The organism is Blautia sp. SC05B48, from assembly GCF_005848555.1.
GTDB lineage: Bacteria > Bacillota > Clostridia > Lachnospirales > Lachnospiraceae > Blautia_A.
Genome location: NZ_CP040518.1, coordinates 3699548 through 3712641, shown reverse-complemented (window position 1 = coordinate 3712641; position 13094 = coordinate 3699548). Strand labels below are relative to the sequence as shown.

Annotated in this window: 10 protein-coding genes and 2 pseudogenes; all 12 read left to right on the top strand. The window is 44.1% G+C overall.

Annotation, left to right across the window (positions count from 1 at the left end; all coding sequences use genetic code 11):
* Window positions 1-28 precede the first annotated feature (28 nt).
* Complete coding sequence (locus EYS05_RS17245) at window positions 29-1387, top strand: GntP family permease (RefSeq protein ID WP_118512608.1); 1359 nt, start codon at window positions 29-31, stop codon at window positions 1385-1387.
* Between the two features lie 14 nt (window positions 1388-1401).
* Window positions 1402-1539: pseudogene (locus tag EYS05_RS18265) on the top strand (HPr family phosphocarrier protein); the annotation flags it as partial.
* A gap of 126 nt (window positions 1540-1665) precedes the next feature.
* Window positions 1666-2634, top strand: a complete 969-nt coding sequence (locus tag EYS05_RS17240; RefSeq protein WP_243119298.1) for a carbohydrate kinase family protein — start codon at window positions 1666-1668, stop codon at window positions 2632-2634.
* A gap of 81 nt (window positions 2635-2715) precedes the next feature.
* Entirely contained in the window at window positions 2716-3108 is a 393-nt protein-coding gene (locus EYS05_RS17235; RefSeq protein ID WP_118623640.1) for a VOC family protein, read from the top strand.
* A gap of 301 nt (window positions 3109-3409) precedes the next feature.
* Complete coding sequence (locus EYS05_RS17230; RefSeq protein ID WP_138277050.1) at window positions 3410-4420, top strand: leucine-rich repeat protein; 1011 nt, start codon at window positions 3410-3412, stop codon at window positions 4418-4420.
* A 279-nt stretch (window positions 4421-4699) separates the two neighbouring features.
* On the top strand, window positions 4700-5986 hold the full coding sequence (locus EYS05_RS17225) for a vWA domain-containing protein (protein WP_243119300.1): 1287 nt from the start codon (window positions 4700-4702) through the stop codon (window positions 5984-5986).
* A gap of 93 nt (window positions 5987-6079) precedes the next feature.
* Complete coding sequence (locus EYS05_RS17220) at window positions 6080-7666, top strand: AAA family ATPase (protein WP_138277051.1); 1587 nt, start codon at window positions 6080-6082, stop codon at window positions 7664-7666.
* Between the two features lie 239 nt (window positions 7667-7905).
* Window positions 7906-8991, top strand: a complete 1086-nt coding sequence (locus EYS05_RS17215) for an IS701 family transposase (protein WP_055290736.1) — start codon at window positions 7906-7908, stop codon at window positions 8989-8991.
* 138 nt (window positions 8992-9129) lie between these two features.
* A complete protein-coding gene (locus tag EYS05_RS17210) occupies window positions 9130-9714 on the top strand; it encodes an NUDIX hydrolase (RefSeq protein WP_021977952.1) in 585 nt (194 codons plus the stop codon).
* Window positions 9711-10271, top strand: coding sequence for a flavin reductase family protein (locus EYS05_RS17205; RefSeq protein WP_021977953.1), 561 nt, complete (start codon window positions 9711-9713; stop codon window positions 10269-10271). Before EYS05_RS17210 ends, EYS05_RS17205 begins: the two co-directional genes overlap by 4 nt.
* A gap of 460 nt (window positions 10272-10731) precedes the next feature.
* Window positions 10732-11349 (top strand): annotated as a pseudogene (locus tag EYS05_RS17200) (sugar O-acetyltransferase).
* A gap of 193 nt (window positions 11350-11542) precedes the next feature.
* Entirely contained in the window at window positions 11543-12772 is a 1230-nt protein-coding gene (gene hydF, locus EYS05_RS17195) for a [FeFe] hydrogenase H-cluster maturation GTPase HydF (RefSeq protein WP_138277643.1), read from the top strand.
* Window positions 12773-13094: the final 322 nt, after the last annotated feature.

The following is a 13094-nucleotide window of genomic DNA, read 5'->3' as shown; positions in this document are numbered from 1 at the left end:
AATAAAGAGAAATGAGGTAAATGGAAAGATGACAGAACCGGTATTTGCGGCAGATCCGTTAAGACTGTTGATCGCGGCAGCAGCAGGGATTTTATTATTATTGTTACTTATCATAAAATTTAAGATTCACCCGGTTTTATCCCTGTTGATCGCTGCACTGGTTATCGGGCTTGGTGCCGGAATGCCGGTTCCAACGCTGGTAAGCACTGTGGAAAACGGCGCAGGAGAAACCTTACAGGGAATCATACTCCTGATCGGATTGGGCTCTCTGTTCGGTGGGATATTGGAAGTGTCCGGCGGCGCACAGTGCGTTGCCCAGACACTGATAAACAAATTCGGTGAGAAAAAAGCGGGGATCGCTCTTGGAATTACAGGACTTGTTGTAGGAACCACCGTGTTTTTTGAGGCAGGCGTTGTGATCCTGATCCCTCTGGCATTCGGACTTGCGAAGAAAACAAAGAAATCTACTTTATATTATGTGATTCCTCTTCTCGCCGGACTTGCCACCGGTTTTGCATTCATTCCGCCATCAGCAGGATCTGTTCTGGTGGCAAATATGCTGAATGTGGATCTCGGAGTGATGATCGCGGTAGGTGTGCCTGTGGGTATTTTATCATTGATTTTTGCAGGAATCTTATGGTCCAAATTTATCGGCAAAAAGATCAACACAGGGCTTCCCTCCAATATCCAGGAGGTACGTGAGGAGGAAGAAGCCAATCTGCCGAAATTTTCTACAGTATTATGTATCATTCTTGTTCCGCTGGTACTGATCCTGTGCAATACAGTTTCTGAATACATTCCGGGAATCGACGCGGCACGTCCTGTTCTGGAATTTCTGGGAACACCTTTTGTGGCACTGATCATAGCAGTATTGCTTGCCATGTATTTTCTCGGAAAGAAGCAGGGCTATAATGGAGAGCAGCTTAAGAAAATCCTGGATCGTTCTCTGAAGCCTACCGGACAGATCCTTCTGGTCATCACTGGTGGAGGTATCATCCGCTGGGTTCTTCAGGACTGCGGTATGGGAAACATTATAGGACCTGCCCTGGAAAAAAGCGGACTTCCGCTTGTACTGGTCGCATTTCTTATTGCAGCTCTGATCCGCGCATCTGTTGGTGCGGCAGTTGTGGCTATGACAATGGCAGCAGGAATTATGGCTGCTATGCCCGGAGTTGCAGACTTGTCACCGGTTTATCTGGCAGCAATGGTCTGTGCCATCAACGGTGGTGCAACCGCATTCAGCCATGTAAATGATTCTGGATTCTGGCTGGTAAGCTCTCTTCTGGAGATTGATGAAAAAACAACCCTGAAATCCTGGACAATGATGGAAACTATCGTAGGAGTAACAGGCCTGGTTTGTGCTGTTGTGATCAGCCTGTTTGCATAGGAGAGTGGACAAAAATGATAGTAAAAGTAATTTTAGGCACAATGCAGAATGCAAGAAAGTTGGTAAGTATTGCAGAATCCATCCCATGTGATGTAGAATTATGTTACGGTCGTTATGTTGTAAATGCAAAGTCTATGCTTGGGGTCTTAAGTATGCCTGAGTTTGATGGGGGAGAGCTTCATATACATACAGATAATGAGAAAGAATGTGAGAAGATCCTTTTTCAGCTGCTTGATCAGAACCTTCTTGTGGACACAGGAGATGCTGTGAAAAGATCCATCTATGATATCACAACTTTTGGTGAGATCCTGATCGATTTTACTTCCCGGAATATTAATGAGGACGGACAGATGCTGTATGCCAGAAATCCGGGCGGTGCACCAGCCAATGTTGCAGTTGCAGCCAGCAGACTGGGAGCTCATACTGCATTTATCGGTAAAGCAGGAAAAGACATGCACGGAAAGTTCCTGAAATCTGTTCTTGAGAAAGAAAGCGTGGATACCAAGGGTATGCTTCTGGACGAAAATTATTTTACTACCCTGGCTTTTGTGGAAGTCAGGGAGACCGGAGAGAGGACTTTCTCTTTTGCAAGAAAACCGGGAGCGGATACGAAGATCCAGAAGGAAGAAGTGGACGTGGATGTGCTGGATCATACCCATATTTTTCATGTTGGATCATTGTCCCTGACGGATCAGCCTGCAAGAGATACCACGTTTTATGCGGTAAAAAGAGCGAAAAACAAGGGCAGCGTGATTTCTTACGATCCCAATTACCGTGCATCTCTGTGGCCGGATGAAAAAACTGCCAAAAAACATATGAGAAGTCTGGTACCCTATGTGGATCTCATGAAGATTTCAGATGAGGAAACCGAGCTTCTGACAGATCATAAGGATGTCCGGGAAGCAGCGAAGATACTGTATGAGCAGGGCGTGAAAGTCGTGGCAGTTACTCTTGGCGGTGAAGGAGCTTATATTTACAGCAAAGATGGAGGCTATATGGTGCCGGGATTTTCAGTGAAACAGATTGCGGATACGAACGGAGCCGGTGATTCCTTCTGGGGAGGATTCCTGTATAAGGTCAGCACATCGGAGAAACAGCCGGACGAGCTGACACAGGAGGATCTGAAGGAATTTGCACGTTTCGGTAATGCGGTGGCCAGTCTATGCGTGGAGAAAAAAGGTGCGATCCCGGCAATGCCGGAGCTTGCACAGGTGGAACGCAGAATTGCAGAGGAATCGTATTCATAAACCTGTAGCAGAGTTATATCTAAATTGCGAAGCAATTGTGTTTATGAGCATGTCAGATTTATGAAAGGATGGGGTTTTGAAATGAATTTAAAAGATCAGATGAACGGAATTCAGCACGTAGGTGTGCCGACCAATGACATTGAGACAACCATTAAATTTTATGAAGCACTGGGATTTGAGATCGCTTTTCAGACAGTGAACGAGGCTGCCAATGAGAAGGTTGCTTTCCTGAAGCTTGGAAATCTTGTGATCGAGACGTACGAGAACAAAGCTGCAAAAATGGAATCCGGTGCCATCGACCATGTTGCCATTGATGTGAAGGATGTGGAGAAAGTCCACGAGCTGGTAACAGCAGCCGGACTGAATACTACCAATGATGAAGTCCATTTCCTGCCGTTCTGGGAGAATGGCGTGAAGTTCTTTACCATTGAAGGCCCGAATAAGGAGAAAGTGGAGTTCAGCCAGTACTTATAAGAAGTAAATAAAGTTGTGCTCATGGGTGTGAAACAGAGTATAATGCAGATGTTTATTTTGTGTTGCATACAGCCTGTCAGATATCAGATGAATTAAAGATCATCGTATGTCTGACGGGCTGTTTTATGTATCAGAAAGAATTTACGGACATGGGAAAATTTCTTGCATGAAATGGATAATGAGACTACAATGAAATGCAGACGTGCTATAGAAGATCAGGATCAGCAGTAGATGAGATGATTCCTGAAGAATGAAAACGGGAAATGGATTTCGGATATCCGTTCACGTATAATGGAGAATTATGAAAATACATTACAGAATCAAAAATAATACAATAGAAATCATCCGTTGTTACGGTACTGATGACCGGATCGTGCTTCCGGAAGAGATCAATGGTCTTCCGGTAGTCAGTGCGGCGCCGTATGCGTTTTCCGTACACAAGGATGGAGAAGAAGAGGCGGAAGTCTGGGAGAATGAAGATACATTTTCGTTTGGAGAAGAGAGGCTTCTTGCCGGCGAAGAAGTGCAGGAGATCGTTTTCCCGGATACGCTGAAGGAAATCGGAAGATATATTTTTTATGGATGCAAAAAACTGGAGCGGCTGGAGTTTTCGGATACGCTGATGCAGGTGGGAACCGGGGCATTTACGGGATGCAGCGGGTTGAAGGAGCTTGTGATCCATCAGAAAAAGGGAACCAAATCCTGTGCGAAGGAGATTCTTGGGGAGTTATGGCAGAAGATCGATGTGGATTTTCTGTACGAAAATGGCGAGGCAAGTGGAAAACGTGCGCATATGGTTTTTCCGGAGCATTATGATGAGGCGGTGGAGAATACGCCTGCGAGAATTTTGTTTACGGAGTATCATGGATCCGGGACCAATTACCGGCAATGCTTCTATAGTAAAGAACTGGATTTCGCGGAGTATGACAGCCTGTTTGATATGGCAGTGGTGATGGATAAGCTAGAGGTCCTGGTGGATATGAGCTTCGGACGACTTTGTTATCCGTGGCTGCTGAGTAAAAAAGCGAAGAAGCAGTATGAGGATTATATCCGGGGAAATATTAAGGATATCGGGGAATATCTGGTGGAGAGCGGAAACTTAAATGGTTTGGAACTGCTTTCCCGGGAAAAACTCTGGAACAGAGAGGGCCTGGAACACAGTATTGATGTGGCTTCCGGAAAGAAGGATATGGAGATTTCCGCGTTTTTGATGAATGAGCGCAGCAGGATGCTGGAGGAAGAACAGAAGGTGGCCGGGGAGACAGAAGATTCAGTTCGACCGGTGAGAAGGAAACAGAAATTTCAGTTGTAAGTTGGAAGTGCCCACTGATAACTGCGGAGTGACTGCACTAACTTTATAACATATGTGAGTATGTGAAAAATAAGTTGCATGTAGATAGATTACGATATTATGAAGTAGTAATGGCAATTATAGTAGTTTCTGAGAGAACTATAATGAAGACAGAATTGTGACAGCAGATCAGAGGGGGTGAGAATTCTGAGTGAAATAGAAATAACCGAAAATAACAAAAATAACTATCTATCCGGTCAGGGATCCAATTCCCAGGAAGCAGCCCAGCGTCTCCAGGACATCGGCAGCAGCATCCTGCGGGCGGCAAGAGACGAGCTGTATCTGGGCATGCGCTTTCTGGACGTGGCGCTGAGCAGCTTTGTTTATCGGATGGATGGTTCGGTCAGTCCATTTGGAACAGACGGGGCTGTGATATACTTCCATCCGGCGCAGCTTGGCGGGCTTTATAGGGAGAACCGGATACTTGTGAACCGGGGATATCTTCACATGGTGTTCCACTGTATTTTCCGACATTTCGGAAAGCCAGGGGCAGACAAGCGCCTATGGAATTTAAGCTGTGACATTGCGGTGGAGCATATGATCGACGGTATTTATCACCGCTCAGTCCGATATTCCAGAAGTCTTCTTCGGAGGGAGACCTACCGTCTTCTGGAAAAGGAAAAGAAGACGTTGAATGCGGAGTGGATCTACAAGATTTTGAAAGAACAGTTCCTGAAGGAAAAAGAACTGCTGCAGCTGGAAAAAGAGTTCTATGTGGATGATCACAAATACTGGGTCAACCAGCAGCCGAATCAGAAACCCAATCCCCTGATGAGCAAAAAATGGGGAGATATCAGCGATGGGATCGAAACAGACCTGGAGACTTTTTCCAGGGAGGCAGGAGAACAGGACGGAGATTTTCTGGATCAGCTGAAAATAGAGAACAGAGAACGGTATGATTACCGGGATTTTCTGCGGAAGTTTGCGGTATTCCGGGAAGAGCTGACGGTAGATCCGGATAGCTTTGATCATAATTTTTATACCTATGGGCTTTCTCTTTATGGGAATATGCCGCTGATTGAACCCCTGGAAACCAGAGAAGTGAAAAAAGTTTCGGAATTTGTCATCGTGATCGATACCTCCATGTCCTGTTCTGGGGAACTGGTGCGGAGATTTCTGGAGGAAACTTACGGAATCTTAAGTGACAGCGGGAATTTTTTCCAAAAGGTAAATATACACATTATCCAGTGTGACGAGAAGGTGCATTCAGATGTGAAAATCACCGGCAGAGAAGAACTGCAGGATTACATGGATAGTCTGGAGCTTTACGGCGATGGGGGCACAGATTTTCGCCCGGCTTTTGCTTATGTGGAAGAGCTGATGGAGAAACGAGAGTTTGAAAATCTGAAAGGCCTGGTGTATTTTACAGACGGTTACGGCATTTTTCCGGCAAAGATGCCGCCATACCGGACTGCATTTGCATTTATGGAGCAGGAGCCGGAGGATGTGGATATCCCGGCCTGGGCCATGAAGCTGGTGATCACGGAGGATGAACTGGAGGATAAGCGGGATACGTCGATAAAGTAATCCGCTGCAGGCAGGAAATGAGATATTTTGGATCAGAGAAACGTGCAGCCGTGAGACAAAGAGAAGCATACAGAAGGAGACAATAAGAAAACCATGAACATAAAACGAGCAAAACAGGAGATCAGAGATTCCATAGAAGCATATCTTGCAAAAGACGAATTCGGTGAGTACCGGATCCCGGCAATCCGTCAGAGACCGATCCTTCTTATGGGCCCTCCGGGAATCGGAAAGACACAGGTTATGGAGCAGATCGCAAGGGAATGCGGGATTGCCCTTGTTTCTTATACTATTACCCACCACACCAGACAGAGTGCCGTGGGACTTCCTTTCATTGTAAAAAAGAATTACGGTGAGGAAGAATTTTCTGTCACGGAATATACCATGAGTGAGATCATTTCATCCGTTTACGACAAAATGGAAAAAACAGGTCTGAAAGAAGGCATCCTGTTCATTGATGAGATCAACTGCGTATCTGAAACACTGGCACCGATGATGCTGCAGTTCCTTCAGGGAAAAACCTTCGGAAACCAGAAGGTGCCGGAAGGCTGGGTAATCGTCACAGCAGGCAACCCGCCGGAATATAACAAATCCGTCCGGGAATTCGATGTGGTCACTCTGGACCGTATCAAGAAGATTGATGTGGAGGCAGACTTTGATGTATGGAAGGAATACGCCTACCAGCAGGGAATTCATCCGGCGGTGATCTCCTATCTGGAGCTTCGCAGAAAAAATTTCTACAGGGTGGAGAATACCGTAGACGGAAAGATCTTTGCCACAGCCAGAGGCTGGGAGGATCTTTCACGTCTGATCCAGGTTTATGAGATCCTTGGAAAAACCGTAGACCGTGAGGTGGTCAGCCAGTACATCCAGCACAGGATGATCGCGAAGGATTTCGCCAGCTATCTGGCTCTTTATTATAAGTACAGAACGGATTATAAAGTGGAGGACATCCTGAAAGGAAAGTGGGATTCCATTACCCTGGGTAAGATCCGCACGGCCTCTCTGGATGAGCATCTGAGCATTGTAAGCCTTCTCAATGGAAAGCTCAGCGAGCTTTTTACAGAATGCTATCTTACCGATGCCTATCTCACGAAACTGTATGATTATATGGTGTACTTCAGAGAAGATCAGGACATCCTCACAGCAAAAAATCTCATGGAAAAAGCAGAGGCGGATCTTGAAAAGGACAAAAAGAGTGAGCTTCTTACAAAACAGCAGGAGCGTATACAGAAACGTGTTGTGTCATTCTTTGAAAATGCGTCCGGATTGAAATCAGCTTCGGAATCAACCGGATCAGATAAAACCGGATCAGGTTCAGAGCCGGCAGGAGGCAGAAGTGCTGCAGCAGAATCGGAAGTTTTATCGTCAAACAGGAACTATGAGTTTGTGAAAGCCCTCTTTGAATCCGAAACCGAAGCCTACGAAAACCGAACCGACGAAATATCCTTTACTCTTCAGAACGTTTTCGACTTTATGGAAGCTGCCTTTGGGGACAGTCAGGAAATGGTGGCATTTATCACGGAACTGAATGCCAACTACTATAGTCTCTGGTTCATTCGGGAGAACGGTTCCGACCAGTATTACAGGCATAATAAAGGTCTTCTTTTTGACGACCGCCAGAAAATGATTCTGGGTCAGATGGAGGAAGTGGAAAACATTCTCAATAATGGAATAATGTAATATGTCTTACCAATTTATTATTTACTATTGCTATAAATGAGCAAGTTCGTGATTTTGCATAAAAGAAAGACACCTCGATTCCATGTGTTGTATAATGAAAGTGCCAAAACAAACATTTGCAACATTTACGAAAGAAGGTGTCTCTCGCAAATACTATACATCATTCCTCATTCATATACAACCAGTTTAAAAAATTAAACTTATGCAAATTTTATTCGAACCGAGTAATAAACCATCTTATGAGTATCCTAATCAGTATTTTCATTTCAGGATATCATGGAAAAACCACGGACTTTGCTAAAAACAGTTCCTGCCACAGAACTACGATTGCCCATTTCCTCAATTCCGGAAAATGGGATGATTCCTTACTTTCAGATACGTTAAAATGCTCTGTCATTGAGATTATTTATTCAGAAGCAGCACGCACCGGAAAACCTGTTCTCTGTATTGTGGACGATACGATTGCTTCAAAGACAAAGCCTTCGTCACAGGCTTTACATCCGATTGAAGATGCGTATTTTCACCAATCCCATTTAAAGGGAAAACCGGATTACGGGCATCAGGCAGTTGCTGTTATGCTTTCCTGCAATGGCATTGTTCTGAACTATGCTTTTGTAATGTACAATAAGTCAATTTCCAAGATTGACATTGTACAAAGCATTGCAAAGGAGCTGCCTGTTCCACCGGTAATGTCCTATTTTCTTTGCGACTGCTGGTATGTTTCTGAAAAGATAATCAATACCTTTGCACAGAGAGGGTTCCATACCATCGGTGCTTTGAAAACAAACCGTTTGCTGTATCCATCGGGAATGAAAAAGAAACTTCGTGAACTGGCCGCCGAATTGTCTGTTACACATCGTGAATTTGACCTTGTGACAGTCAAAAAACGAAACTATTATGTGTACCGGTACGAGGGAAACCTCAACGGCATAGAAAATGCGGTAGTTCTTTTGAGTTATCCGGAAAAAGCATTTGGTAATCCCAAAGCATTGCGTGCTTTCATCAGTACAAACGCAGCCCTGTCTACACAGGAGATTCTTTCCTGGTATGTGTGTCGATGGCCGATTGAAGTATTTTTCCGCCAGTGTAAGGATAAACTGGCACTGGACAGCTATCAGATACGCTCTGCACAGGGAATCAAAAGGTACTGGCTACTTATGTCACTGGCACATTTCATGTGTGCAGTGGGTACTGGTAGGTTCTGTTCGTTTGAAACTGGATATCACGAAATCTGTGATACCATTCAGCTGGAAAAGTATCGTTATCTTTTTCAATGCGCAAAGGAAAGCAATGATTTTGATTCATTTATGAAATTCGCAGTGTAGTTTTGTGCAATTTTTCAAATTTGCTCATTTATAGTACTATAGTAAATTTTGTCAGTTCTCAGACATTTTGGTAATCAGATAAAAAATCATCTGATTCACTTAAGAATAATTATAAGAGAAAGAAGCAGACAGATAAGAATGGAAATATTTGATATCATAGATGAAAACGGAAATCCCACCGGAAAGACCGTAGAACGGAGCATTGCCCATGCAGAGGGAATCCGCCATCGCACTGCGCATATCTGGATCATCCGCCGGAAAAATGGAAGAACAGAGATCCTTCTTCAAAAAAGATCCAGAAACAAGGATTCTTTTCCAGGAAAATTTGATACTTCATCTGCAGGCCACATACAGGCAGGGGATGAACCGTTGGAATCAGCATTGCGGGAACTAAAGGAAGAACTGGGGATACATGCAGTGCCAGAAGATCTGCAGTTTGCAGGAAAATTCCCGATATCTTTTGCCAAAGAATTTCATGGAAAAATGTTCCGGGATGAAGAGATTGCCTTTGTTTATATCTACGATCATCCGGTAGAGATCGATCGTCTTACACTTCAGAAAGAAGAAGTAGAAGAGGTACAGTGGTTTGATCTGGAAGAAACGTATCAGCAGTGCAGACAGCACAGAGATAAATTCTGTGTTCCATTAGGAGGCCTGCAGCTTGTGCGGGAATTCATAAAAAATAACAACAATAACGAATATAAAGGAGAGAAACAGTCATGAGAAAAGATTTTGGTGCAAAACCTTATACCTATCCACAGCCAGTATTAATGATCGCCACATATGGCGAGGATGGCAAACCGGACGTTATGAATGCTGCCTGGGGCGGAATCAGTGATGATAAGGAAATTTCCATCTGTGTCAGTGAGAGTCACAAAACAACCGAAAATATTCTGAAAAAAGGCGCTTTCACAGTAAGCATGGCGGATGTGGATCATATGACAGCCTGCGATTATGTGGGAATTGTTTCCGGAAACAAAGAGCCGGATAAATTTGCAAAAGCCGGATTTACAGCAGAAAAGTCCGAAAAAGTAGATGCCCCCATCATCAAAGAGCTTCCCATCTGTGTAGAATGTAAACTGAAAAGCTACGACAAAGAAACCTGCCGTCTGGTTGGTGAGATCGTAAATGTCAGCGTGGACGAACGTGTTCTGGACAAAAACGGAAATGTAGATGTAGCAAAAGCTGCACCGATCACGTTTGATCCGTTTAACAACGCATATATCCGTCTTGGCGAAAAGGTGGGCGATGCTTTTAAAGCTGGAGCTGCATTGAAATAAATAATATTTATGGAAACAAAAAAGTCTCTTTAAGAAGAAAGGATTGAAAAACCTGCCTTCTGGAAGAGACTTTTTTTATAATATTCCAAACTCTTTAACCAAATCAAGTAAGTCCCCTGCTTCAATTGCGAAAAGCAATAAGCAGTGGGTGGGGACTTGCTTGTATCAGGAGGAGTGCAAGCTCCTCCTGATAAACTGCGGAGCAGTTATTTGGTGTAGAGCCACGTAGCGAAGCGGATTGCGAATATCCGCTTGACATGCCTGGAAAATCCCGTCCTGATCATTACTTTTTGTTATAAAAGAAACAGCAGATGAAGCTACAGATCATATATGAACATAACAGATTCACGAAAAAACTTCGGATTATTCAGAAATTTCATGCTTGTATGTAAATATACGATATGATAACATAATCCATATATTATTTTTTGTAAAAAACATACAAAAAGGAGGAGCTGCCATGCGCCCAATGAGAGAAAAAATGCATACAGGAGAATTATATCTCCCTAATGACGATGAAATCTTTCAGGATCAGATCAGGAAACTGGACAGGCTTTATGATTTCAATATGACACGCCCTACATAGCTGGATAAAAGAAAAGAAATGCTGAAAGAGATGTTTGCGGAGATTGTTGAAGATTGTTATATCGAGCCACCGCTTCACGCCAATATGGCAGGTGCATATGTCCATTTTGGAAAAAATGTCTATGCCAACTTTAACCTGACACTGGTAGATGACGGTCATATTTATGTTGGCGATTATACCATGATCGGTCCAAATGTGACCATCGCAACTGCGGGGCACCCGATCTTACCGGAGCTTCGTGAAAAAGGATATCAGTATAATATGGAAGTTCATATCGGTAAGAACTGCTGGCTGGGATCTGGAGTTGTTGTGTTACCGGGAGTTACTATTGGTGATAATGTTGTAGTTGGGGCCGGAAGTATAGTAACGAAGGATCTGCCTTCCAATGTGGTTGCAGTCGGTAATCCATGCAGGGTGCTGAGAGAAATGAATGAGCGGGATAAAGAATATTATTTTAAAGACAGAAAAATTGATTATTCTGAGATCGTTTAACCAAATCAAGTAAGTCCCCTGCTTCAATTGCGAAAAGCAATAAGCAGAGGGCAGGAACAGAGGCGTAAGCTTTTGCACATCAACAGATAATGCCGGGAGCAAAGGTCGAATGATCTTATGAAATATGAAACAGGTGGATGAGAACAGGAATGGATGAGGACCTGTCTGATGCTGAAAGAAAAGAGGAAAAATTATGGGAATGAATGAAACACCGTCAGCAGACCGTGTACATATCGGTTTTTTTGGCAGAAGAAATGCAGGAAAATCCAGTATTGTAAATAAAGTGACAGGTCAGGAACTTGCTGTGGTTTCCGATGTTAAAGGAACTACCACGGATCCGGTGAGCAAGGCCATGGAGCTGCTTCCAATGGGACCGGTTGTAATTATTGATACGCCGGGTATTGATGATGAAGGACATCTTGGAGAACTTCGAGTCCGAAAGGCAAAACAGGTACTGAACCGTGTGGATGTGGCAGTTCTTGTTGTGGATGCTACCCTTGGAAAAACCAATGTGGATGAGGAGCTGATCCACATTTTTAAAGAAAAGGAAATTCCGTACCTGGTTGTATACAATAAATCCGACCTTCTTTCGGAAAATCAGAAAATAAATGCGGATTCTCCGGATCGGAATCAGGAACCCTTCATTTACGCCAGTGCGGCAACAGGTCAGAACATCTATGAACTGAAAGAAAAGATCGCATCTCTTGCAGTAACCGATGATCTGAAATTACGTCTGGTAGGAGATCTCCTGGAGCCGTCAGACTTTGCGGTTCTTGTAGTACCGATCGATAAAGCCGCACCAAAAGGCCGCCTGATCCTTCCACAGCAGCAGACAATCCGGGATGTGCTGGAGGCTGGAGCAGCAGCCATTGTCATCAAAGAAAACGAGCTTTCCAATACACTGAAAACCCTGGGCAAGAGCCCCAAAATTGTGATCACAGACAGCCAGGTTTTTGCAAAGGTCAGCAAAGAAACACCGAAGGATATCTGGCTCACTTCATTTTCAATTCTGTTTGCCAGATTTAAAGGAAATCTGAAAACAGCGGCAGCCGGTGCAGCAGCCATTGACCGACTGAAAGACGGAGATAAGATCCTGATCTCTGAGGGATGCACCCATCATAGACAGTGTGATGATATCGGAACAGTCAAGCTTCCACGCTGGATCCGAAATTATACGGGGAAAGATCTGGAATTTGAGTATTCTTCAGGAAGAGATTTCCCGGAAGATGTGACGAAGTACAACTTGATCGTGCACTGTGGTGGATGTATGCTCAATGAGCGGGAAATGCGCTACCGTCAGAAATGTGCGCTGGACCAGGAAATCCCCATTACCAATTATGGAATTGCCATTGCTTACATGCAGGGAATCCTGAAACGATGTGTGGAAATGTTCCCGGATGTAAGAAAAGAGCTGGATGTTTAACCAAATCAAGTAAGTCCCCTGCTTCAATTGCGAAAAGCAATAAGCAGTGGGTGGGGACTTGCTTGTATCAGGAGGAGTGCAAGCTCCTCCTGATAAACTGCGGAGCAGTTATTTGGTGTAGAGCTACGTAGCGAAGCGGATTGCGAATATCCGCTTGACGAAAAGTCTGTAAAAAAAGCCAGATGTTAAATACAACAGTGACATTAGGTTTCGGATGCGTAGAGAATTATGCTACGCTAATGATGGAACAGAAAGATATAGTAAATTTATGAAGCAGTTGTTTTTTGTACAGAATTGATTTCTGTGCAGAGAGCAGCTGCTT